We start from the raw sequence: 24,610 nt of genomic DNA, 5'->3' as shown, positions 1-24,610 counted from the left end.
CATGATGAGTATCCCAACGATCACATTTGGGATTGTGAGGAGGGGGCGGGGGAGTGTTGCGGTGCTCCTGGCGGTGCTTTGCTTGGCGAGTTTCGGCGGCAAAAGTGTCCATGCGCAGGTAGCAGACTCCGCGGCGGTTGATAGTCTCCCTGACGACTCCGTTACCGCACCGCCGGCTGCCCCGCCCGATTCGGTCCGGTCGCAAGACGTCGGGGCTGGCGAGCAACGAGATACGTACGACGTGAGTGCCGATTCGCTCAGTACGATTCAACGCGATGGCGAGCGTCTTCAGGAGCTTTTGGACAACGTGTTTGTCAAGGACGACACGACGCGCCTCCGGTCCAACTTTGCCCTGCGATACCTGGAGCGAGACGAGGTGCTCTTTACGGGGGACGTGGTGATCTACGAGCGTGGAGATACGCTTCGGGCCGATACGGTACGGTATAACAAACAAACTAAGGTGGGCCATGCGCGGGGCCACGTCCGCCTCACCGATGGAGAAGTGGTGGTGCGGGCACCTCGGGCCACCTACTATACCAGGGAAAAACGCTCGGTCTTTCCCGACAGCGTGACCCTCGTTGACAGCAGTCGCGTGCTCCGAGCCCAAATGGGAACCTACTGGTCCAATGAGCAGCGGGCAGAATTTCGAGGACATGTGCGTCTTACCGATCCGGAAACGTATCTGGAGTCCGACTCGCTGACATATTTCCGGGACGAAGACCGATCGATCGCTGTGGGGGAGGTGTTTCTGCGGCGTGAGGAAACGAACGAAACGGAGGGGCGACAGCAAGGGACGGACTCAACCGCTGTCGTTTCGGCCGACACGACGTCCCGGACGTATCTCTTTGGGGACTGGGTAGACAACCAGGAGCAGCGGCAGTATAGTCGGGTGGAAGGACGGGCCGTCCTCGTTCGGGTCCGAATGGATTCGACCGGCGCGCCTGAGGATACGCTGGCGGTACGAGCGCATCAACTGGAGGCCATCCGAACTGAGACCTACCGTCGCCTCATTGCCGTCGACTCGGTACGCATCTGGCAGTCTGACCTCGCGGCCGTGGCCGATTCCGCCGTGTACGATCGTGTATTGGCGGCCGGTGAGGCCGATTCGGCACGGGCCCCGGCGCCCCTGCCGGATTCTGACCCGACGCCCCCGACGCCGGAGCAGACCTACGCCAGTGTTTTGGACTCGCTGGTGGCTGAGACTGAGCCGCCCGCTCTCGCGGGGCCGGTGGCCGTCTCGAAGGGAGAGACTAAGATGCAGTCTCCTCCGGTCGATTCGACTGTTGCGGCGTCCCGAGACGTACAAGTCTCCCCGCCGGATGCGGGGGGGCGTGCATCGCGTTCTCAAGTGCAGGACCCGTCTTCGCGAGCGCCCGATCAGGGACGGCCTTCCTCGTCTCGCACTCGTCATGGTGCCCGCGTGTGGGATCGTCCTGCGCCTCGATCAGAGGAGGACACGCCGCTTGAGGAGACGCGTCTCTTCCAAGCGCCCGTGACCTGGTTCGAGCAGGCACAGGTGTGGGGAGATTCAATTCGGGTCCGGGCCCACGAGCGAAGCCTCGACACCGTGTTCGTACGGGGGGCGGCCTTTGCGGCTCAGCAAGACACCACGATCGATCGCATTCAACAACTTAAGGGAAAAGACATCACGGCGTTTTTCCGTCGCGACTCGCTTCGACGCATTCAGGCCGAGCCGAACGCGCAGGCAATTCGCTTCCTTACCACAGAGCAGGGTGCACTGAAAGGGGCGGCGAAGGCATCGGGTGATCGAATTGTCCTCCGATTTCGGGAGAACAGCGTGAAGCGCGTCAGTGTAATCGGAGGTGTGGAGAGTTCGTACTACCGTAGCCCGGACGACATCCCGAATCCCTTTCAGCTTTCGGGCTTTCAGTGGACACCTGACCGAAAACCGACCAAACAAGGACTGCTCCGCACGCCGCGGATACGGGAGCGATTGGGCCTTGATACGCAGTCGCGCCCCCCGTTGGATCGGCGGCGCCGGGCGGCGGGACCACCGGGGCCACCGCAGGAAGGGGCCGCTTCGTCGTCCAAAGCTGATGAGGAAGTGGAGCCGGGCAGGGGGACGGGGGCGTCCGATGGTTTGTACCGCCCCGATTCGCTCCAGCGACCTGCACGTCGCCCGGAGGCCGCTGACACGACCGCGACTTCTTCCGAACCGGATTCAGAATAATGTCGTCGAACTCAACAACCGAATCACGGGACGATTCCGAGCCTCCCTTGACGTTGTCGGCGCGCGGCCTCACCAAGCGCTACGACAAGCGGGCGGTGGTGGACGACGTCAGCCTGGAGGTGAGGCAGGGAGAAATCGTTGGCCTGCTGGGACCCAATGGCGCTGGCAAGACTACCACCTTTCACATGATTGTGGGCATGACTCGTCCAAACGAGGGGCGCATTCTCCTGGGGGATGATGACATTACGCGCCTGCCGATGTACAAGCGGGCACGCCGGGGTATTGGATACCTGGCCCAAGAGACCTCGGTCTTTCGCGAGCTGACTGTGGAGGACAATCTCCACGCAGTGCTCGAATTTCAACCCATCAGTGATGAAGAGCGAGAGGCCCGCGTCGAGTCGCTTATTGAGGAGTTCGGGCTGGACCGGGTGCGGTCGTCGAAAGGCTACTCGTTGTCTGGGGGAGAGCGACGTCGCACCGAAATTGCTCGGGCGCTGGCGACACAGCCTCGGTTCTTTCTTCTGGATGAACCCTTTGCTGGGGTGGATCCCATTGCAGTGGAAGACATTCAGCAGATCGTTGCGGATCTTCAAACACGGGGAATCGGGGTATTGATTACCGATCACAACGTGCACGAGACTCTCGCCATTACGGATCGGGCCTACCTGCTGTATGAGGGGCAAATCTTGAAGCAGGGCACGGCCGAAGAGTTGGCGGACGACCCCGAGGTTCGGAAGCGGTACCTGGGAGAGAAGTTTTCTCTGGATCGGTACTAGTATAGGATCGGTAAGGGCCCTGAGCTCTGATCCGTCTCCGTAGACACGACCGTTCCGGACCGAACAGGCCGTCCACAGCTACGAAAATGAACACGGGTCGGTAGCTGGGCACGACACTTGCAGAAAGGGGGACGGCAGTACGTGCGACGGGCGCTTAGCCAGATTCGGCAGTGCGCATCGATCTTTTCTCATTTCGGGAGCCCCAGTTCGGGGGTCTTTCACTGGTCACTCTTTCATCAGATCAACTCTCAGGTATGTGTGGAATTGTCGGGTATATCGGTAGCGAGCAGGCCGAAGGGGTGCTCCTCACGGGACTCAAGCGGCTTGAATACCGGGGCTACGATTCGGCCGGGGTTGCGATCGTCGGAAACGACGGACTCAGCGTTGAGAAGCAGGAGGGGAAGGTGGATGACCTGCGGGGGGCGTTGGACGGGCAACCGATGAAGGGGACGCTCGGCATCGGCCACACGCGATGGGCCACCCACGGGGCTCCGAATGACGTAAACGCCCATCCCCATGTCAGCTCGGATGGGTCGTTTGCGCTGGTTCACAACGGGATTATCGAGAACCATAGCGCGATCAAGAAGCAGCTGCAGGAGAAGGGATATGCCTTCGATAGCCAGACCGACACGGAGGTACTAGTCCACCTGATTGAAGAGGTGAAGCACGAGGCGGAATTGAGTCTTCCCGAAGCAGTGCGACAGGCCCTTACCCAGGTCGTTGGGGCGTATGGCATCGCGGTGGTGTCCCGCGACGACCCCGATTTATTGCTTGCTGCCCGGAAGGGAAGTCCTCTCATCCTTGGGGTTGGAGAGGGGGAATACTTCATCGGATCGGATGCGGCGCCGCTGGTGGAGCACACGCGGCAGGTTGTTTATCTGAACGACGGAGAAATGGTGGAGGTGCGGCGTTCCGGGTATGAGGTGCGCACCATTGAGAATGAGCCTCTGGAAAAAGAAGTGCACGAGCTGGAGTGGAGTCTGAGCGAGATCGAGAAGGGCGGGTACGACCACTTCATGCTCAAAGAGATCATGGAGCAACCCGATGCCATGGCCGACGCGATGCGCGGCCGGGTGCTGCCTGAGGACAATGACATCGTGCTCGGAGGACTCCACGACGCGTGGGATGAACTCTACGATGCTGACCGGATCATTATCGCGGCGTGCGGTACGTCGTGGCATGCGGGATTGGTGGGTGAGTATCTGATCGAGTCGTTTGCTCAGGTTCCGGTCGAGGTGGAGTACGCAAGTGAGTTTCGCTACCGTGATCCCATTCTTAGAGACGGGGACGTGGTGCTCGTCATTTCCCAGAGTGGGGAAACAGCCGATACACTCGCCGCGGTCCGGGAGGCACAGAGCAAAGGGGTGAAATGCTTCGGGATCTGCAATGTCGTCGGGTCCACCATCGCCCGAGAAACCGATGCAGGGGTCTACCTGCACGCCGGACCCGAGATTGGCGTCGCCTCCACGAAGGCCTTTACGGCACAGGTGACGGTCCTGTCCATGATTGCCCTCAAGCTGGCTAAAGGACGAACCCTTTCAACCGCCGAGATGGCCAGCAATATTCAGGCGCTCTCGGAGGTGCCGGAAAAGGTCCGAGGCGTGCTGGAGAATAATAACGATGAACTGCGGGCAATGGCCCAAGTCTACCGGTACGCCTCCAACTTTCTATATCTGGGGCGTGGGTACAACTTTCCGGTGGCCCTGGAAGGGGCGCTTAAGCTGAAGGAAATTTCCTATATTCACGCCGAAGGATACCCGGCGGCCGAGATGAAGCACGGGCCGATCGCCCTCATTGACCGCTTCATGCCGGTGGTGTTCATCGCCATGAAGGACAGCACGTACGACAAGGTGCTCTCCAACATCGAAGAGGTGGCTGCGCGAGACGGCTCGGTGATTGCGATTACGGACGAACAGAACGGGGACCTCGACGCACTCTGCGAGTACGTCATCAATATTCCCCAGACCAAGGAATTTTTGTCCCCACTCCTGACCGTGATTCCGCTCCAGTTGCTCTCGTATCACATTGCCGTCATGCGCGGGTGCCACGTGGACCAGCCGCGCAACCTCGCGAAGAGTGTGACGGTGGAGTAGCAGGGGGGCAAACGTTCACACTAGCGGACGTTGTAGGTAACGGGCATCGTGCGCCAGACCGGCACCGGGCGTTCCCCGTGGGTTCCAGGGGTGAAGCGAAGCTGCTTGAGCCCGCGCACGGCGGCGGCCGTGAGGGTGGGGTGGGCCGGACGAAGGATCTGAATATGGGAGGGGGAGCCGTTCGGCTCGATGAGAAATCCAATCTGCACCGTTCCCTCAAGCAGCTCTTTCCGCGCGTCTGCAGGATAGCTCATGGCGGTGACCAGCGTGCTCACGCCTCCCTGAACGGCCGGATCGTTTTCTGGAGAATAGAAGACGGTCAGTTGATTGTTGACCTGTGCCGTATCGGGGGACAACGAGTCAGGTGTTGCCTTGTGCAATGCATGAAGCTCACGCCGGAATCGGGACGGCAACTGGTAGTGGGTCCGATTCAAGATTACGCTCACGGTATCGACGTGGGCCAGGCGGTGGACATCCCGGGCCGAAAGAGGCACGAATCGCTTTTCATGGAGCGAGTCGTTTTTCCGTTGCAGGGTGCGCCAAGATTCCCCCCGCTGCATCATCATCTTCTTTCCAAACAGGTTGACGAACGAGTTGGGGGACAGCGAAGAGCGATCGGGGACCACAGAATGGATCATGAGTCCCCAGTGTGCCCTTTTGCTTGTGTCCCTGCCTCCCATTACCTCCACCGTGGCACGAGGCGAGGCTCCGGCGGGATGCTGATGGATTCTCCCGCCGCTCCTGTGGGCAGCCGTCTCCAGCTTTGCTTCGGTCGGGACGTCCGGCTGCGGTCGCGCCGGGATCGGCGATGAGCTCCGGTAAAAGAGCGGACGCGGGAGCGTTGCCTGTGAATCCGGCGTGGTGGGAATCCGAGTCGGGGAAAGAGAAGCGTCCGGGGAAGAAGACGGACGAGGAGAGTAGCATCCCCCCATAAGTCCCATCAGGGAGAGGAGGAGAGTGAGAACGGAGACGCGTGCAATCATACTGAGGATGGGAGAGATTCAAGAATGACGAGGGCAACATGAATCTGTTCTTCACTTTTGTGAAAGAGGATAGCCGGAGGCCGTCTTACCATCAAGTCTTTCTTGTTAAGCTTGATGAAAGGGGGCGAAAGAGCGAAGAAAAAACCAGACGAATGAGCGGAACTGAGACACAGGTCGTTCTGACGACGAACTCGAACCCAAGGGGATCGTACATCACCTGCATACGCCTCGATAGATGTCCCCCGCTTCATGATTGAGTTAGAGAAACTTGAAAAGGTGAAACGCCGCTTCGAAGAGGTCGAGAGCCTGATGGCCGACCCCGAGGTGGCCACCGATCCGGATCAAATGCAGGAATTGGGCCAGGAGCACAGTCGGCTCGAGGAGGTCGTGGAGGCGATTAATCGCTACGAGAACCTGTTGCAGGAGCGCGACGACCTTCAGGAGATGGTGCGCACCGAGAATGGCGAGATGGAGGAGCTGGCAAAAGAAGAGCTCAACCAGCTCGAAAAGCGAATGCCGGCGGTGGAGGAGGACCTCAAGCAGAAGCTCATTCCGAAGGACCCGGAGGACGAGAAGAACGCTATAATCGAGATTCGAGCCGGTGCGGGGGGGGACGAGGCGGCTCTTTTTGCCGGGGACCTGTTCGAGCTCTACACCAAGTTTGCCAAGCGGCACGGTTGGACCTACGAGATGATGGACGTGTCGCAGGGCACGCAGGGGGGGTTCCGAGAAGTCATCTTCGGGGTGAAGGGCGAGGACGTGTTTGGCACGTTCAAGTACGAAGCCGGCGTGCATCGTGTACAGCGTGTGCCAGAAACCGAGTCGAGCGGTCGCATTCACACCTCCGCCGCCACGGTGGCGGTCCTGCCAGAAGCCGAAGAGGTGGACGTGGACATCAATCCGAGTGATCTCAAGATCGAAACGTTCAAGGCAACGGGGCCGGGCGGGCAGTCCGTAAACACCACCGACTCGGCAGTGCGCATCAAGCACATTCCGTCCGGGGTTGAGGTGTCGTGCCAGGACGAGAAGAGCCAGCACAAGAATCGATCGAAGGCGATGCGGGTCATGCGCTCGCGCCTCTACGAGAAGAAGCTCCAGGAGCAGCGTGAGGAGCGGGAACAGGCGCGCCGGTCGATGGTCGGGAGCGGCGATCGATCAGCGAAGATTCGGACGTACAACTTTCCGCAGGACCGCGTCACCGACCACCGGCTAGAGGGGGGACAGAAGAATCATTCGCTCCAGACCATCATGGATGGAAACCTCGATCCGATCATCGACGCTCTTCGGGCGGAGGAAAACGCCGAGAAGCTCGCTAATTTGTAGTGTCTGGCACGGAGGGAAGGGGGAGCACAGGCGCTCGTGGGCGTGTGGATTGCATCCGTTCCGTCTGCTTTCCTAGCGAATCCTCACTCCCTTTTCAAGGCAGTCGTGCGACCTCTTCCGGACGCGGTCGTACATACATTTCGCATTCTCATCCCTGCTCCTCCGCACGCCGACGACTGTCGGGGTACTACGAGGGGCATGAGTTTCGATCATTCCAAAGGGAGATTCGACTATGGCAAGCAACAAGTATCAGTACGAGCTCACGTACGTCATTAGTGGGGTCGTCCAGCAGAATCAGGTGGACGACATCGTCCGCAAGGTCAATCATCTCATCGAGAGCAACGACGGAGATGTTCTTGAGGTCGACGAGTGGGGCAATCAGCGCCTTTCCTACGAGATTGACCGCAAGCGGAGCGGGTATTACGTCAACATGTACTTCAAGGCCCCCGGCACGCTCATCCAGCGGCTGGAGCGCGAGTTGCAGATCAACGACGACGTGCTTCGGTACCTCACGCTTCGGATGGACGCGAAGATGAAGCGGCACTACGAGAAGCGCAAGAAACGGGAGGCCCGCGAAGAAGAGGAGGCCGACGAGGAAAACGGCGAAGAGTAGCGCCGCGGCCGCCACCCGCTTTCTACACTGATTGTCGAACCCAATCTGTTAACGACCCATGGCCAACGAAGACATTGACTACGAACACATTGAGTACGTGGACTACAAAGACACCGAGTTTTTGGAGCAGTTTATCAACAACCAGGGCAAAATCCTGCCCCGCCGCGTGAATTCGGTTCCGGCTCGCGTTCAGCGCCAGATTACGACGGCGATTAAGCGGGCTCGGCACCTCGCGCTGCTTCCCTACGTATCGGAGTCGATCCGGTAATCCACGGGCGACGACGATTCTTTCGCACACGATTGAGTGACAGGACGATACCATGCAGGTTATTCTACTCGACGACGTGGAGCACCTGGGCGAAACCGGGGAGGTCCACGAGGTGGCCGACGGCTACGGTCGCAACTATCTTATCCCACAGGGACTGGCCCGCGTGGCCACCGACGGGGCCATCCGCCAGCTCCGCGATGAGGAGCGGCAACAGGCCCGGAAGCAGGCGGCCAAGAAGGAGGAGGCCGAGAAGGTGAAAAAAGAACTCGAAGACATGCAGGTCGTCTTTTCGGCCAAGGTGGGGGAGGACAACCGCATCTTTGGCACCGTGACGACCCAGCAGATTGCTGTCGAGCTCTCGAACCGAGGCTTCAATATCGACCGCCGCGATATCGAACTCGACGAGGACATCCGCTACGTGGGGGCGTATACCGCGACGATCAGTCTTCGGAACGATGTGACTGCATCTCTCGACATCCAGGTCATTCCGGAGTCCGGATAAGAATGTAGACGCCTCCGCATGGGGGCTGGACTTGTTGTCTCGTCCAGTCCCCAGTGGCAGGCTCTTGGCCAGATGTAGAACCCGCCGAGGATCATCGGGAAGTGAGCTTTAGGCACCCTCACGGACAGGCAAATTTTCTTCGTTTTGTCTTTCTAACGCCTTTTTGCATCGGGGAGTGTCACCGGTATCCCTCATTTCCGTACGTGTGGCCCCGAGGACGTCTACTGGCGGATATTCTCAGCGGGAGAAGGGGTGTGTTCTCGGATCATTTTGCCGTGCAGGCCCAGGAAACGTCCAGGCGCAGACGGGCGAGGAGGTGAGGGATTAGAAGAGATCGACGATCTGGGAGAGGTACAGATAGATGAGTGGGGCGGCTACGACCATAGCATCGAAGCGGTCGAGCACCCCGCCATGCCCCGGAAGAAGAGAGCTGGAGTCATCTGCTCCGGTCGATCGCTTGAGTTGACTCTCCATTAGGTCGCCGATTTGACTCACCCCACCCCCAATGAGGCCAAGCGCAAGGGTGTGTTGCCATGTCAGGAACGGGAGGACGGTGAGTTTCATGCCGACAGCGACGAGCAGGGCGGCGGCGAGGCCCCCGAGGGTTCCTTCCCACGTCTTGTTGGGCGAGATGGACGGGGCCAGGGATCGGTGGCCAATCCACTTCCCGACGTAGTAGGCGAAAATGTCGGTGGCCCACACGAGCAGGAAGGTAAGCACGACCATCCAGAACGCCGTCGTTGAGTCGACGGAGGGGGCACGAGCCGTGCGCAGGAGCACGAGGCTGCCGAGCAGTCCCGACGGATATATGGCCCCGGTTAGAGTGGTGGTGAGGCTTGGAAGAAACTGGGTCTGCGGAAGGAGGAAGGGGGCGAGGACGACGAAGGTCACCAGCCATCCCGCCGTGACGGGCCAGAGCGACGGCCAGGCCAGGCTTGCCACGGTGAGGGTCCCGAGCACGAGGCCGCCTGTGTCGTTGGGGGCGGCGCCGGTTGAGCGGGCCATTCGATAGAGTTCAACCTGACCGACGACGCCGATGAGTACGACGAGACTCACAAAGGCCCAGCCGCCCCAATAGGCGAGACCAATCACCAATGGGGCTGCGACGAGGGCGGTTAGGATCCGTTGCAGATTGTTGCTCACGAGAACGCGCTACGCGGTGTCAGTGGGAAGAACCGTGAACGACGGATAGAAAGGCGACTCGCCCGTCAGATCGCACGGGGGCGCCCGTCGAGCCCGGATGAGTGGAGGGGAGCCACGGACGGGAGAGGAGTAGCGACCTAGTCGTTCTCCTCCTCGGGATCCTCCTCGGGCGGACCCAGGTCCATGTGCTCATGTCCTGAGTCGAGTTTTGATTCCTCGTCGGGCGTGCGTGCATCGGGCGCGTCCGGGTCGGCCCCGAGAGCGGCCTCTTCGAGGGCGTCGTCATCAAGCCGCTGCTCCAGCAGTTCAACAGCATCGTCGGCCCGGTCGGGCGGCACCATGACGTGAACGGACGCAAGGTCCCCAACAGTGAGGTTAAAGGCATGGTCGCGCTGCGTAAGGACGACGGCAGGGATCCCACTGTCATCCAGGCGGTCGCGGACCAAATCAGCTTCGTAGTCGGTGCTTGTGCGGAAAATGCTCACCCAGTCCTCGTGCTTGCTCATAGGAACAGAAGCGTTGTTCATTGGCAACGGCGAACACACCGGCGCTCCGACACCACAACTAGGCCTCGTATAGAACCGATGCCCCTTGCGGGGTCCTTTCGGTCAGAAAGAGGGCATTCTACTCGTTCTCGCGAAGCTGGTGCGCCAGCGGGTGCAAAACATAGAGGATGCCGCCGAAAATGGCGAATCCGGCCCCGACAGCATACCAGGGCATCGATGCTTGCTCTAGGGTCTGTAGGTCGTAGGACGGGTGTTGTTGGGCGTATCGGGCCGCCAGAACGGCAATCCCATTGTGTGCCATATGGACCAGGATGGCAGGCCAGAGGCTCCCAGTACGCCAGGTGAGGTAGGCCAGGTAAATTCCAAGGAGGGCCAGTGGCAGCAGCTGGGAGAGCCGAAGGTGGTACAGGCCGAAGAGAATTCCGGAGAGGAGAATCCCCCCGACCACACCGGTCGCCCGTTCGAATTGGCGCTGCGCGTATCCCCGAAAGAGCAGTTCCTCACAGATTCCTGGGACGAGGGCCAACATGACCAGATTGAACTCCACCCCGAGCCCGCTTTCCAAGACGGATTGGATCAGTTCAAGCTGCGATTGCTCAAGCATCCGCATGGTTTCCGGGAGCGGCAACTGCTTGTTAATCTGCGCCAGCCACTGCACGACGGGCTGGAGGGCCAGAACCCCAACAATCGACAGAAGCACGAGCCGGAGGTCGACGGCCCGGAATCGCACGTAGCTAGTGACCTGCCGAGTGTGGAGGCGGGCCATCAGGAGGGCGGGAACAGCGAGTCCAAAGAGTTGGCCTACGCTGTTGCTGATAATCAGCTCGCGCGTATAGGTAGTGAGGAGGGCGTTGGGATCCCCAAGGTTCGAAAGTCCGCCTTCCGACAGTCCAATTTGCGCGAAGAGGAGAATGGGGCTTACGACCACCTGGAAGAGGATGAAGGAAGCCCCCAGTCCCAGGAGGCCCATGACGAGCAGGGTCGTCGGAGACCGGCGAGAGGTTTCCAGCGGGCCGTTCAAGAACAGCGGTCGCCCCCATTGATCGTTCAACGTGGGGGCGGTGGAAGCGTCGGCATTCGAGCGATCGGCGTCCATGGCGACGAGCGTATTAGCATGAGAAGTGCACGATTGAAAGTCTCGCGTCTCCTGCGGTTTGTCCCTTTGCCGATTCTTCGCAGGACGCAGGAACATTTCGGGGTGTGACCCGAAGGACATGACTGCATATTAGCAGAGATGCGCTCGTAGCTCAGTCGGACAGAGCATCGGTTTCCGGTACCGAAGGCCGGGGGTTCGAATCCTCCCGAGCGCACGACCAACCCCCCGCTTCTGCTCGCCGGAAGCGGGTGTTTTTATTGGATGTCCTCAGTCGCCGAAGGACGGGCGGGACCAAAGAAAGGAGTCGTGGACGGACCGAGCGAGCGTCTGCGATTGACTCATTGCTGTCGGCCATTCGGTGGCAGGGGTTTCCGATCGCATGTGTGGGGCAGTGCTCGGCGAAGAGGGGCCGTATAAAGCAAAATGGTTAGGCATCGTCCGGCGGTTCCACGGGCAGGGACGCCGTCTGCTCGACGAACCGGGCAAGGGCCTCATATCGCTCCTCCTCGTGACCATGGCGGGAAGAGGGGTACCGTCCAGACCGATAGATGCGGCTGATGAGCCGGCGAAGCGCCCGGGCGCACTCCGTTGCCAGTTGGGCGGGATTCGTTCCTTTGTGCTCCGGGATTTGCGTGACGAGGATCCTGGAGAGTTGAGTGGCCGCGCCATCGATCCCATGGGCGTGTAGGGAGCGCATCCTCGACCAATTTTGTCCTTCCTCTCGCCACTGGGCAGTTGCGTAGAGGCGAAACGTGCCGCTTTTCTTTCCGACTTGGAAGCCCAGGCCCCGGATGCCGGTCCGCGTCATCTTCTCGCTGATCTTTTCACGCACATTCTCCGTCTGCTCTACGCCGGGACCTTGAGGCGCCGGAAGCTCCTGGAGTTTGAGGTCGCGCCAAAACCGGGCGGCAGCGAGGCAGTCCTCGTCCGTGTCGAAGTGGCTTTGGGCAAAAAACTTCTGGTAGGTAGTCCCGTCTCGCCAAATACGGACCTGCAGGCCGGAGCCGCCCCCCTGAGGCACGTAGCTGATGTGTTTGGGCAGATTCGCGAAGGCGTCGGGACGGGAAGACTCGTCTGCGGTTGTCGTCATGAGCAGAAAGGCCTTGTACGTCGCTGGTGGGGAAGGGACATACGACGAAGGCCCTGGAAGGTGTCCAAAGGGGAACGGCCAGAGTTGAGGGCGATCACAATTGTCGCAATCAACGGCTGGCACTGGAGAAGAGCCTGTACACAGTGGGATGTACAATTAGGGGGGATGACCCGCTTTGCGAGGAGAGGGGAGAAACGGGCACAGAGGGAAGGGGAATAGAGAAACCCCGTCTCAACCGCCGTATAACGGGGCTGAGCGGGGTTTGAGAGAGGAGTTCCAAACGGTGCCCGAGAGAGGACTCGAACCTCCACGGCCGTAAAGGCCACGTGACCCTGAATCACGTGGTGTGTTACCACAAAACGGCTTTCAGGGCCTTAGGATGCCGAATATGGCCGTGATCGAAAAATCTCGTCCCCATGACGTCCCCAAAACCTCCGAAATGGGTCGAAATACAAGCTCCTATCGTCTTCTCAACACATCCGTAGAGCGATGGATTTTCCCCTGGTCCCCGGTTGGCCGACCGAGAGCAAATTCGAGAAGATTGTAAGGGCTCATACCGAGTTTTCCCGACAAGAGGCACAACAGTTTCTATCCGGTCAATACCTGGAAGAAGAGGCTCCCGAGGAATTGGAGTCGGACGTGTTCGCGGCCAAGCTCCTCGATCGAGCGGAGCGCTTCGGAGCACACAGAGTGATGGTTATGTCCCGACGCGATCAGGACACGTGTACGCCATGCCTGAAGCGGGATGGCAAGCAGTACACAATTCAGGAAGCACGTAACCAAACACCACTTCCTCACGGGAACTGTGCCAATGAGGGGTGTCGGTGCAGCTACGTTCCCATCCTGAATGAGGAAACCTACATGAGGGTCGAGGGAGACGAACCCGATCTCCCCAGTCATCTCGACGTTCGATTCCTACTCGATTGAGATCTGTGCCATGGGTCGGACTCACGATCACAACTTTCAGAGCTGTGGGCCGGAGCCGGGGCGATTATTTGTCAAGTAAAGTCAAGTGATCTCGTCGATTCAGATCCGAAATCCGATTCCCGTTCGATCCGCAACGAAGTAGAGCTATTGGGTTGCGCGATCGGTTGAAGTCAGGAATACAGGGTCGTTGTCACGGCGGTGGTAGAGTTGTATGTTGGAGGGCAGTGCTTCTCTTTAGCACGCACCGACAGTTCTTGGCTCCAACTGGAGCCTATCAGTTAGACTCGCAACTCCAGGATGGCCCAACAGAGCTTTTCGCCCGGCACCGTCATCTCCGCCCGTGATCGACTTTGGCGCGTCGACCAGCAAGACGACGAGATTCTTACCGCGACGCCGATCGATAGCGGTGATGCCGGACAGCAGCGATTCTATCTTCCGGTGGAGGACGTCAATCGGAGCAATCTGGACTGGCCGTCGAGGGAGCTCATCGGCGCCCAGGCGGCCCAGGATCTTCTGCTTCGTGCCCACCGGCTAAGTATGCTACACGGCACGGCCCCGCTCCTGAGCCTGCAGCGGAGTCGCGTCATCCCGAAGGACTTCCAGCTGGTGCCGGTCGTGATGGCGCTTGAGATGCAGGAGCGGGTGCGGATGCTCCTTGCCGACGACGTGGGGCTCGGGAAAACGATCGAGGCCGGACTCATCATCACGGAGCTCATGGCCCGACAGCGGGCGTCTCGCGTGCTGGTCGTCGTCCCGGCGGCCCTGCGCGAGCAGTGGCGGGAGGCGCTGGACTACTTCTTCCACCTGCCCGCTCGAATCATCTCGTCCCGGCACCGCCGGGAAATGGAGCGCGAGCTCCCGGCCGGGGCCAGTCCGTGGGGACAGTTCCCGGTGCTGATCACCTCGATCGACTACGCGAAGCAGCCGGCCGTCAAGAATCAGATTCTGGAGCAGGACTGGGACGTTGCCCTCTTCGATGAGGCGCACCTTGCCGCGAAGCCGCACGAGTCAAGCCCGGGCCAATCGGCGTCGACGCAGCGGTGGGAGTTTGCGCAGGCGGTTGCTGACAGCGACCGCATCAAACATCTGCTTCTCCTCACCGCGACCCCACACAACGGATACACCGACTCATTCGCGAGCCTTCTCCGGTTGCTCAGAGAAGGGCTCGTCACGGGGCCGTCCCACGACCCGACGATTCACGGGGATCGGGCAGCAAACTATGTATGCCAGCGCCGGCGGCAGGACGTGCAGGAATGGTTTGGCCAAGACGCAGACGACAATCCCTTTCCGGATCGGGACCAAGAGGAGATTATTGTACCGCCGACCTCCTACGAGCAGAAGGCGATCGAGGCCGTCGAAGAATACGGGCAGCGGGTCTTGTCGAGTGCCGAACGGGGAAGTGCACAGACGCGCACACTGGCAAACTGGACCGTCCTCCACCTCCATAAGCGTGCCCTCAGCTCGCCGGAGGCCCTGCGCCGGTCGTTGCAGAACCGAAAGGAGAGCCTTCAGCAGCGTATTCAGGAGGAGCTGAGTGCAGAGGTGTCGATTTCGGAGGAGGAGGCAAAGGCCAACGTTTTCGACGAGGACACCGGCGAGCGCCTCGACAGCGAAGAGGCGTCGAAGCGCACCGAGCGCTCCGTCTTCGGAGACGTGGCTGCCATCGAGAACGAGCTTGAGCAGCTGGAGGAGGCCATCGAGGCGGCCGGCAGCGTGACGTCCTCCCGAGACAACAAGTTGACGAAGCTTCTGGAGGTTGTCCTGCCGGATCGGCTTCGGGAAGACCCGAAGGTGATCGTGTTCACGCGCTACGTCGACACGCTCGAATACCTGGCCGAGGAGATTGGCGACTCCAATCGGTTTGCCGACACGGACGTGTTTACGATCCACGGCGGCCTCCCCGAGCGCAAGCGTCGGGAGGTTTTCCAGTCGTTCGATCGGTCGAAGAAGGCCGTCCTCGTCGCGACGGACGCCATCTCGGAGGGAATGAACCTCCAGCACGCGGCGGCGCAGGTCGTCCACTACGAACTCCCCTGGAATCCGAATCGATTGGAGCAGCGAAACGGGCGGGTAGACCGGTTCGGGCAGCAGAAGGACACGGTCCACATCCGGACGATGGTGATGGACGAGACCCTCGACGCGAGCATCATGAGCGTGCTGGTCGACAAGGCCGCGGAGATCCGGCGGCAATACGGGTTTTCGCCGCCGTACTTCGGGGAGGAGACCGACATCATGGAGCTCCTGGCTCAACACGACATCAAGGTCGGCCCGCAGCAGCTGCACCTCTTCGATGAGGAATCCAGCGAATCGAGCGAGGCGACGAGCGATGTCGAAGATCCGTTCTCGACCGAAACGCTCGACCGTATCGAGGACGACAGCTTCTACGGCCAGACCGACATTCGATTGCCGGACATTCAAGAGCGGCTGGAGGAGACCGAACGCACGATCGGCTCACCCGAGCAGATTGAGCGCTTTGTACGAAGCGGATTAGACCGCTTTGGATGCCGAGTAGAGGAGAATGGTGATGGCTCGTTGCGAGTTGTGATTGCCCATCCGGAGCTCCGCACGCAGTCTGTTGGGCGCGTGATCGAGCGGGCCACCTTCGATCCGTCTTTCGGGCTGGACGATCCGGACGTGACGGTCCTCGACCTTGGGCACCCACTCGTTCGTCGACTCGTGGAGCTGGTGAAGCAAGAGACCTTTCGTCCCTCAGAAGAGCACTACGGCCGTACCAGCTACTACGTTGTTGACGAAGCCGAGGAGGTCGCGATGGTCTTTCATCTTCTGGCCCGCTACGCCGTGGCGATCGGCGACGGATCGTCGTCCTCGATTTTAGAGGAACTGGTGCCGGTCGGCCTTCCGGTTTACGCCGAGGGAGCTCTCTCTGAGGAGCAGGTGCAGCAACTGATTGAGGCAGACCCGACTGCACAAACTCGCACCGAAGACGAGGTGAGAGAGACGCTCAAGGATTTCTCCGAGCTTCGCGAGGACGTGAGTGACCAGCTTCGGGTGGCCGTTGACGAACGGCGAACCGAGATCGTTCACGAGCGGCGTTCGATGCAGGAAGAGTTGGCCGAAACCGAAGGAGGACAGGTGACATCCTGGACCGAAGGCATTGCGGACATTGCCGAGGGGAGCTTCGACGTCCTGGCTATGACGGTATATTACCCCGCTTAACGATGTCGGTCACTGTTGCCCCCGCTCATTTTTTGTTCTGCTTACTCTGAGAGACCATGGGGAAGAACGATCTTACACAGCAAGACGAGATCAAGCTTGCCCAGACTATAGCGTCGTTGATTTCCGAGTCCACAGGTGATTGGGTAACATGGAGGAAAGTTGCAAAGAAGCACGCTGGGGCAGCGTCGCTCGATGACCAGTTTCGAGCATATGCCGAGTTCTTCAACCAGCAGGGTGAAAAACATTTCGTCATATCACGGAACGGCAAGAAGGTGAAACTGACCACCAAGGGGACTCGGCTCGTCAGGTCGGAGGCCGAAAACGACGAGACGGGTTCGGGCTCTACCGGTGACGACATTGAGTTCCAGGCGGACCATGTCGCGGAGGCGGTAAAGGAATACGCAGCTGGGTTGGAAGCCATCAGCCTAACTGTACATGGAGTGACGCATTTGACGCGAACGCAGGGCCGGCATATTCAAATCGTTGAGATAGAAACGGAAGAAAGTGCGGTCAATCTAACCGAGGTTCCAGTTGACCTCCGTGTGACCGGTGGACGGATGGTTCGAGGAAAGGTGGTTGGGCAAGAGCCTGAGAGCAGTAAGCTCTTCATATCCTTTCACCAGAGAGTTCCAGAAGATCCCTCCGGGGCAAAACTCATCATCGATCGAGGGTACCTGCTTCGGGAATTGGCCGTTTCCCTCAAAGAGGCACGGAGATTTCCTCGGTTGGTGGAGCAGATTTTTCGGCGAGAGGCGACGGAGGCTGTTGTGGACCGAGACTCCGTGGAGGTCGCTGATCAACTACTTGAACTCGGGCGGCCCTGGGGACGACTCCTCTGGGGGCCTCCTGGAGCGGGGAAGACGTATGGAGTGGCACACTTTGTCAAGGAGCTGATCCAACGGGATCCGGGGCACAGTGTACTGATGGTTGCTCCATCAAATCTTGCCGTCGACGTTGCCCTTGCAGAGCTGGTAGATCAGTTCAATGCGGGTCATGAGCACTATAGCAAACTCATCAGCAATCGGAGAGTCACGCGATACGGCTATCCCCGGAAACAAGAGATTCTCGAACACGCGGAACTGCTTGGTCCGCCGCAGCTGGACCGTCTCAATGGGAAGGTGAAGCAGCTTTCGGAAGAGATACGGAAGAAGGAGCGTGATCAGCACGCATCGGACGAAGAACTCGCTACGCTTCGAGCCCAGCTCCTCGAAACGCAGGAAACGATCCGTGAGCGCGTACGAGAGCATCTGAGTGATAGCTGGATCGTTGCGACCACGACGACCTCAGCGTACATGCAATCGAGTCCCATTTCGGAGTTGGATTGGGATACGGTGATCCTTGATGAAGCGACAATGGCTCCCCCAGCGCTCTGTGTCTTCCTGGGGTCCCTCGCGAAAGAGCAGTTTCTCGTCACCGGAGATCCTCGACAACTGGGACCCATTTTTGAGAGCAGTGCGTCCAGCAGTCGTACCGCTCAGCAGTGGATGGGAAACGACATCTTCGACTTCAGCGGGGTGTCGTCGGGAACTGGGGAGCTACGCGAGATAGACCTGGACGATTCGACGCTCGTCCAAATCCGCGCGCAGCGACGTTGTACGGAGGGACTTTGGGAAAAAGTACAGCACCTTTATCCGAGGGTGGAAAGTGAGGTGGATGAGGTGCAGCGGAAGGAGCTGGTCGACCTTCCCCCGCAGTCAGGAAAGCCTGTGGTCCTTCTCGACACCAGCAATACCGCGGGGATGGGGCGGTGTCGGAAAGAGAAAGGAAGCTGGGAGAACGAGTACACCGCCGGTCTCGCGATGGAGGTCGCCAGTGCCATCGTAGGAGAAGCCGGGACGCCGGCTCCCTCAATTGCAATTATCTCTCCCTACCGGGCCCAGACGAATTTGCTTCGGGAGGCGATCAAGAAGGAGCGTCAAGCCGAGAGCAAAATTTTCGACTCGGTCGAAGTGGGGACGGTCCATCAGTTTCAAGGCAGTGAAGCCGATGTCGTGATCTTCGACGTTGTCGACGGTCCTGGACGATCGAGTCCAGGAGTGCTCCTGAGGGGAGATACGGGAATACGCCTGGTGAACGTGGCCGCAACTCGCGCCCGGGGGAAGCTCATTGTTCTTGCCAACCGGCCCTGGTTCGAGGAACGTCCCCATCAAGTGGATAACCGACTGCTCTGGCGGCTCGTGACGGATCGGGCGCCATCGGAGCAGATGAGGGTCAAGCCGCCATCCCAGGACGGTCGAGCAGTCGATCCGAAGCTGCGCCAGTGCGAATCCCCGATCGAGAAAAAGCTCCTTCATGCACTGCAGAAAATTCCGGAGCTCGAAGACATCGAGCCTCAGTTTGTTATCAAAAACGGAGACCAAATTGTAAGCCGGGCGGACTTTGCCTTTCCCGACATAAAACTCGCCGTGTATTGCGACGGAGCCCGGTGGCACCTGCGACAGGGGCAATGGAAACGAGACTGGCGGACACGGAACCAATTGCAGGAATTGGGCTGGACCTTCAATGTCTTCCCGGGGAGTGATATTAATGAAGATCCTGATCGGTGTGCTCGTCAGGTATTGAAAACGTACCGCTCCTGCACCTGAACAAAAATCGTATAAGCTACCCTACTGTTTTGACTCGTTTATTCAGTCAGGTCGCTACCAAGTTCGGACAGAGCCCAGAAGATCTCGCTACAGAGGGACTCTGTCACCTCCTGCGTCACCGCGTCGCCGGGGAGGCATTCATCGACTACCTGAGCACGCAAAGTGGTGAGGAGCTATCGTCTTCGCTTAGATTCGGTACCCAGGAGCAAACAGATGAAGGCGAAGGTCAGCCTGATCTGCGGGGAATGGCTGAAGATGGAAGTGTGCCGTTGCTGGTCGAGTCGAAGTTCTGGGCTGGTCTTACCACAAACCAACCGAACGGGTATCTTCGAGAGCTTGCAGACACGTCCGGTAGTGTCCTGCTCTTTCTCGTACCGCACCCGCGACGAGAATATCTCTGGCCGAAGATTCGAGACCGGGCGACCTCATCATTCATTCCTGCAAATGGCTCGTCCGAAGATCGTTCGTTTGTTTTGAAGCTGTCGAATGAGACGACGCTGCTTCTCCGGTCGTGGAAAGAAGTGCTCGATGCACTAGCCTCTGCGCTCCAAGCGGAAGGTGGAATGCGAGAGCTATTAGAGGATGTCCGTCAGGTCCAGAGCCTGTGTGAGCGCTACAGTAGTGAGGGATTCCATCCGCTTCGCGGAGACGAGATTGGACAGGATGTAGGGAAACGGGTGCGTCAGTTGACTCAGATCGTTCAGGATCTCCGAGCCCGGCTGGACGAAGGATGGGACTCCGACACTCGAATGGCCACGAGTCGGAATCGATATGCCTTCGTCACAAGTCTTTATGGCTTCGATGTGACGCTTGGGTTGCTGTATGTGTGGTGGGCCCGCGAGGGGCGGTCGCCCTTGTGGATGCGTCTCGACACGCAAACTCCTGAACAGCAGAGTGGAGCACGGAGGGCGCTGGAGCCGGAGTTTCAGGTTCGGAGTGGGGAGGCACGTCCCACATCGATTCTCATTCCTCTTCCCTTAGAGCTCGGGGTTGAGCGGGACGAGGTTCTGGATGACCTCGCCGATCAACTCAGCCGCATTGCCGAGCGACTTAAGCCTGTGCTCGGAAACGCTTCTTGAGCCCGCTCGAATTTTTGTCTGTCATTTAAATCTCTTCTTTGGGTCGTGCCCGAATCCACTTCCCACATCACCACCTCCGGCGGGCTCCTCACGGAGGCGTTCATCGACTCGATGCGCACCCCGAGCACGGATCGGCCGCACACCGGGCCAGCGGCGTTCGAGGTGCCGTGGACCGATACGCCGAATACCGCCCACGCACTCGAAGAGGAAATTGCGGCGGCGTGGGAGCTGCTGCAGGAGCGCTGGGACAGCATTCGGCAGGACACCGACCGACTGAACGACCTCGACGTCTCCGAGACGCGGCGGCGGTGGCTTCTTCCGCTCCTCCAGCTGCTGGACTTCGATCCGGAGTTTCAGCGAGCGGACCTGATCCCGACGGAGGACGATGATCTTCGCTTCCCGATCTCCCATCGCGGATGGGATGGGGAGCATGCGCCGGCCGCGCACCTGCTCGCTCCGGCGCAGGACCTCGACGAGCGGCAGGGAACCGGCCGCGGGCCGAAGGCGAAGTCGCCCCATGACATGATGCAGGTCTTCCTCAACGTGAATGAGAACGACCTCTGGGCCGTGCTCTCCAATGGGCGTACGCTCCGGCTGCTGCGGGACTACTACCACACCTTCTCGAAGGGCTACGTCGAGTTCGATCTCGAAAGCATCTTCGAGACCCGCAACTACGCGGACTTCCGTGCGCTCTACCGGCTGGCTCACGCCAGTCGATTTCGCCCGGCGGTGGATGACGACGAGGAGGATGCTCAGCTCCCACTGGAGCAGTTTCACCAGACAGCCCGTGCCACCGGCGTGAAGATTGGGGAGGACCTGCGCCCACAGGTCGTCGACGCAATCGAGTACCTGGGGAATGGCTTCCTTCAGGGAGACCCAGAACTGATTGAGGAGCTCCAGGGCGATCCCGACGCGGCCCGCGACTTCTACAGCGAAATTCTGCGGGTCGTGTACCGCATCCTGTTTCTCCTCTTCGCTGAACAGCGGGGTCTCGTTCCGGATGCCGACGCAGAACTGAAAGACGTGTACTGGAGCGACTACAGCCTCACCGCGCTTCGGGAAAAGGCGGAAGGAAATATACCGGACCGAGCGGAGCACTCCGACCTCTGGCACGGGCTCCGGGCGACGTTTGAAATGGTGAGTGAAGGCGCCGAACCGCTCGGGGTGTTCGGGTACGACGGCGAGCTCTTTGACTTGGAAAAGGGCGAGTACCTGCCCCAGCGGGCATGTGACAACGCGCATCTCCTGCGAGCCATTCAGAAGCTCACTTTGATTGAGCGAGAGGGCGTGCAGCAGCGCATCTCGTACCTCGACCTCGGCGTGGAGGAGCTGGGTGCCGTGTACGAGAATCTGCTCGACTACACGCCCCGCGTGACGGAGGACCCGGAGACGATCGAGGACCGAGAGGTGTCGGCGAACGAGTTCATTCTTGACCCGCGAGGACTGGAGCGCAAGCAGAGCGGCTCCTACTACACGCCGGACTCGCTGGTGAACGAGCTCGTGAAAAGTGCCCTGCTCCCTGTGATGCGAGATCGGCTCCAGGATAGCGGCTTGCCTGTGGTCGATGAGGACGACCTCGGGGAGGTGACGACGGGTCTTCTGGAGGAGTATGCCAACCTGTCCGATGGGGAGCGTGAGGCGGGCGAAGAGGCGATATTGTCGATGGACGTGGTAGATCCAGCGGCCGGGAGCGGACACTTCCTCGTGAAGGCCAATGACGTGATGGGGGCGGAGGTGGCTCGGCTGCGGAGCGGCGACGAGTACCCGACCGAGCGGGCCGTGCGCCAGGCGAAGCGAGCGGTGCTGGCCCGCTGTATCTATGCGGTTGACCTCAACCCGATGGCCGTGGAGCTCTGCAAGGTGAGTCTCTGGATAAATGCGAGCGTTCAGGACCGGCCGCTCAGCTTCCTCGATCACCACATCAAGCAGGGAAACTCACTGATTGGTGCCACCCCCGAGCTTTTGGACGATGGGATTCCGTATGAGGCCTTTCCCACGAAAAGCAAGAGTCGATCCGGTGATGATGGAGAGACCTCGAAGGCCTTTCGGGAGAAGACCAAGACGGAACGGAGAGAAAGCAAAGAAGGGCAGGGCGTGCAGATGGGCGCCTTCGAGAGTGCGGTGACGACCGAGCCGCGCGTAGCTTACGAGGCCGGAGATTTCGAACAGGTGGCGCAGGAGAAGCCGAAACAGGCCCGACAGATCTACGCCGAGTACTTAAATGATGAGGAGCGGCGGCAGGCGAAGTTGGAGGCAGACATGTACACCGCCGCCTTTTTCTGGCCGATGCCAGAGGGCACCGACTGGGCGCCGACCTACGGGGAGCTGTTTCGCGTGCAGCGGCAGGGGCCTAACGCGATCCCTGACGAGCAGCGGGCTCGCGTTGAGGAAATGGCCGAGGAATACAACTTCTTTCATTGGCACCTGGAGTTTCCAGAGGTCTTCGGCGAGAACGGCGACGGTGGGTTCGATGTGGTGGTCGGCAATCCGCCGTGGGAGCAAATTCAGTTGGAAGAGAAGGAGTTCTTTGCGATGAAGGCACCGGCAATCGCTGGTGCGGATACGGCTGCTAAGCGAAAGGGAATGATTGAGGACCTGAAGGAAAAAGGTGATCCTCTCTACGACGAGTACCAGCAGGCCCAGCATTTCAGCAACGCCTTGGGAGATTACCTGAAGAAGAGTGGAAGGTATGATCTCACAGCTGTGGGCCGGATCAACGTGTACCAGATTTTCGCTGGGCTGGTACGACAGGTTGTCGATCCAGAGGGACGGTCGGGCGTCATTGTGCCGAGCGGGATCGCAACGGACTACTACACGCAGGACTACTTCAACGCGATTGTAGATAATCGGGAGCTTGTGAGTCTCTTCGACTTCGCTAATCGAGAGCAGCTCTTCTACGGTGTTGACAGTCGCATGAAGTTCTGTCTTCTCACGCTGACGGGACTGGGTGCGCCAGAGCGGGAGATCGACTTCGCCTTCTTCCTGACGCAGCCGGAGCAGCTATCAGAGGAGGACCGGCACTTCACGCTCACGCGCAAGGAGTTGTACACGATCAACCCGAATACTGGTACCTGTCCGACCTTCCGATCGAAGCAAGACGCAAAGCTTACGAAAAAGCTTTACCGGGCCGCGCCCGTACTCATCAATGAGGAGGAGAATGAAAATCCGTGGGGCGTGTCGTTCAAGCAAGGACATTTCAACATGTCGAGTGATAGCGATCTCTTCTATACACGGGAGGACATGGAGACGGAGGGATTTGAGCTCCGGGGCAATCGATTTGTGAATGAGGAAGATACGTACCTGCCATTATACGAGGCGAAAATGTTTCACCAGTTCGATCATCGATATGGAAGCTTTGCTGAGTCGGAGAATCGGACTAATGTTCAGCTTTCCAAAGCTTCCGCTGAGCAACATTCGAATCCGAGATATACGCCTGAGCCCTGGTTCTGGGTGGACGAGACTGAAGTGGAGGAAGAACAGGAAACTCGTCAGTCGCAGTTCTTGGTTTTTAGGGACATTGCCCGAACCACTGATGAAAGGACTGGAATCTTTAGCCTGATCTCGTGGTCTGGAGTAAGCAATAAGGCTCCGATTCTCTCGTGGGAAACAGTCGATACCAAAAAAGCGGCCGCACTTTTTGGCGAACTCAACTCCTTTCCTTTCGACTTCTCAGTCCGACAAAAAGTTGGAGGAGTTTCACTCAACTTCTATATCGTAAAGCAGCTCCCTGTTCACCCTCCTGGAGCTTATACGTCGGAGTTATTGGAGTACATCGTCCCACGGGTTCTTGAGTTGACATACACAGCGTGGGACCTGGCCGCATTCGTGGATGACGTGTGGAGTGAATCCGACGACGCCCTCCAATCCGTCATCAGGGCGCAGTGGCAGGCGAACGTCCGCGCTACCGACGGCGGCCATCACGGTGCCACCCCGCCCGAGTGGGTCGAGCACTCCGATCATGCGGATGAGAAGTTTCCACATCCACCGTTCATGTGGGACGAGGAGCGCCGCGCCCAGCTCCGCGCCGACCTCGACGGCCTATACGGCCACCTCTATGGATTGGAACGCGAGGAACTGGCCTACATCCTTGACACCTTCCCGATCGTGGAGCGGGAGGACAAAGAAGACTACGGGGAGTACCGGACGAAGCGGCTGGTGCTGGAGGCGTACGACGAGTTGGATGGTTCAGAGATGCTCAGAGAGGAAGCCACTCCGACTGATGAGCACTCGCTGCACACGTCTACTTAATTTCCTACGT

The 24,610-nt window shown here is 59.4% G+C and carries 16 protein-coding genes and 2 tRNA genes; 12 read left to right on the top strand and 6 right to left on the bottom strand.

Annotation, left to right across the window (positions count from 1 at the left end; genetic code table 11):
* Position 1: 1 nt before the first annotated feature.
* From BSZ35_RS02545 to glmS, 3 genes are all read left to right on the top strand, one after another.
* Positions 2-2,191: an OstA-like protein gene (locus BSZ35_RS02545; protein WP_105010986.1), complete on the top strand. Its 2,190-nt coding sequence runs from the start codon at positions 2-4 to the stop codon at positions 2,189-2,191.
* On the top strand, positions 2,191-2,967 hold the full coding sequence (gene lptB / locus BSZ35_RS02540; protein WP_105010985.1) for an LPS export ABC transporter ATP-binding protein: 777 nt from the start codon (positions 2,191-2,193) through the stop codon (positions 2,965-2,967). The genes BSZ35_RS02545 and lptB overlap by 1 nt, the downstream gene beginning before the upstream one ends.
* A 254-nt stretch (positions 2,968-3,221) precedes the next feature.
* Positions 3,222-5,060, top strand: a complete 1,839-nt coding sequence (gene glmS / locus BSZ35_RS02535; protein ID WP_105010984.1) for a glutamine--fructose-6-phosphate transaminase (isomerizing) — start codon at positions 3,222-3,224, stop codon at positions 5,058-5,060.
* Positions 5,061-5,080: 20 nt separating this feature from the next.
* On the opposite strand, the gene BSZ35_RS19435 is transcribed toward glmS, so the two are convergent.
* Positions 5,081-5,698 (bottom strand): energy transducer TonB, encoded by a 618-nt coding sequence (locus BSZ35_RS19435; RefSeq protein ID WP_181149154.1) that lies wholly within the window; start codon positions 5,696-5,698, stop codon positions 5,081-5,083.
* A 594-nt stretch (positions 5,699-6,292) separates the two neighbouring features.
* On the opposite strand from BSZ35_RS19435, the gene prfA reads away from it, so the two are divergent.
* The 4 genes from prfA (at position 6,293) to rplI (ending at position 8,749) form a co-directional block, all read left to right on the top strand.
* Entirely contained in the window at positions 6,293-7,366 is a 1,074-nt protein-coding gene (gene prfA / locus BSZ35_RS02525; protein WP_105010982.1) for a peptide chain release factor 1, read from the top strand.
* 232 nt (positions 7,367-7,598) lie between these two features.
* A complete protein-coding gene (gene rpsF / locus BSZ35_RS02520; RefSeq protein ID WP_105010981.1) occupies positions 7,599-7,979 on the top strand; it encodes a 30S ribosomal protein S6 in 381 nt (126 codons plus the stop codon).
* A 58-nt stretch (positions 7,980-8,037) separates the two neighbouring features.
* Positions 8,038-8,247 (top strand): 30S ribosomal protein S18, encoded by a 210-nt coding sequence (gene rpsR, locus BSZ35_RS02515; protein ID WP_105010980.1) that lies wholly within the window; start codon positions 8,038-8,040, stop codon positions 8,245-8,247.
* A gap of 52 nt (positions 8,248-8,299) precedes the next feature.
* The gene (gene rplI, locus BSZ35_RS02510; protein WP_105010979.1) at positions 8,300-8,749 is read left to right on the top strand and encodes a 50S ribosomal protein L9; all 450 of its coding nucleotides are present in this window, start codon (positions 8,300-8,302) and stop codon (positions 8,747-8,749) included.
* Between the two features lie 324 nt (positions 8,750-9,073).
* Here the strand turns inward: rplI and BSZ35_RS02505 are convergent, their stop codons facing one another.
* The 3 genes from BSZ35_RS02505 to BSZ35_RS02495 all read right to left on the bottom strand — a co-directional run bounded on the left by BSZ35_RS02505 (position 9,074) and on the right by BSZ35_RS02495 (position 11,494).
* Entirely contained in the window at positions 9,074-9,892 is an 819-nt protein-coding gene (locus BSZ35_RS02505) for a phosphatidate cytidylyltransferase (protein ID WP_105010978.1), read from the bottom strand.
* A 137-nt stretch (positions 9,893-10,029) separates the two neighbouring features.
* Complete coding sequence (locus tag BSZ35_RS02500; protein WP_105010977.1) at positions 10,030-10,398, bottom strand: DUF2007 domain-containing protein; 369 nt, start codon at positions 10,396-10,398, stop codon at positions 10,030-10,032.
* 118 nt (positions 10,399-10,516) lie between these two features.
* On the bottom strand, positions 10,517-11,494 hold the full coding sequence (locus tag BSZ35_RS02495; RefSeq protein ID WP_105010976.1) for a CPBP family intramembrane glutamic endopeptidase: 978 nt from the start codon (positions 11,492-11,494) through the stop codon (positions 10,517-10,519).
* Positions 11,495-11,634: 140 nt separating this feature from the next.
* Here BSZ35_RS02495 and BSZ35_RS02490 point away from each other — a divergent pair.
* A tRNA-Arg gene (locus BSZ35_RS02490) sits at positions 11,635-11,708 on the top strand.
* Positions 11,709-11,921: 213 nt separating this feature from the next.
* On the opposite strand, the gene BSZ35_RS02485 is transcribed toward BSZ35_RS02490, so the two are convergent.
* Together BSZ35_RS02485 and BSZ35_RS19430 are read right to left on the bottom strand one after the other, a co-directional pair.
* On the bottom strand, positions 11,922-12,584 hold the full coding sequence (locus BSZ35_RS02485) for a hypothetical protein (RefSeq protein WP_105010975.1): 663 nt from the start codon (positions 12,582-12,584) through the stop codon (positions 11,922-11,924).
* Between the two features lie 284 nt (positions 12,585-12,868).
* Positions 12,869-12,957, bottom strand: a tRNA-Leu gene (locus BSZ35_RS19430).
* An 851-nt stretch (positions 12,958-13,808) separates the two neighbouring features.
* Between BSZ35_RS19430 and BSZ35_RS02475 the strand changes: the two genes are divergently transcribed.
* The 4 genes from BSZ35_RS02475 (at position 13,809) to BSZ35_RS02460 (ending at position 24,600) form a co-directional block, all read left to right on the top strand.
* Positions 13,809-16,688 (top strand): helicase-related protein, encoded by a 2,880-nt coding sequence (locus tag BSZ35_RS02475; protein ID WP_105010973.1) that lies wholly within the window; start codon positions 13,809-13,811, stop codon positions 16,686-16,688.
* 272 nt (positions 16,689-16,960) lie between these two features.
* Positions 16,961-19,273 (top strand): AAA domain-containing protein, encoded by a 2,313-nt coding sequence (locus BSZ35_RS02470; RefSeq protein WP_219846570.1) that lies wholly within the window; start codon positions 16,961-16,963, stop codon positions 19,271-19,273.
* A 245-nt stretch (positions 19,274-19,518) separates the two neighbouring features.
* Complete coding sequence (locus BSZ35_RS02465) at positions 19,519-20,352, top strand: hypothetical protein (protein ID WP_146109976.1); 834 nt, start codon at positions 19,519-19,521, stop codon at positions 20,350-20,352.
* Between the two features lie 45 nt (positions 20,353-20,397).
* Positions 20,398-24,600 carry a restriction endonuclease gene (locus tag BSZ35_RS02460; protein WP_105010970.1) on the top strand — a complete coding sequence of 1,401 codons (4,203 nt, stop codon included), beginning with the start codon at positions 20,398-20,400 and terminating at the stop codon, positions 24,598-24,600.
* The last annotated feature ends 10 nt before the right edge of the window (positions 24,601-24,610 follow it).

It is taken from the genome of Salinibacter sp. 10B (assembly GCF_002954405.1).
Lineage (GTDB): Bacteria > Bacteroidota > Rhodothermia > Rhodothermales > Salinibacteraceae > Salinibacter.
This window is presented reverse-complemented; position numbering and strand designations above follow the sequence as displayed.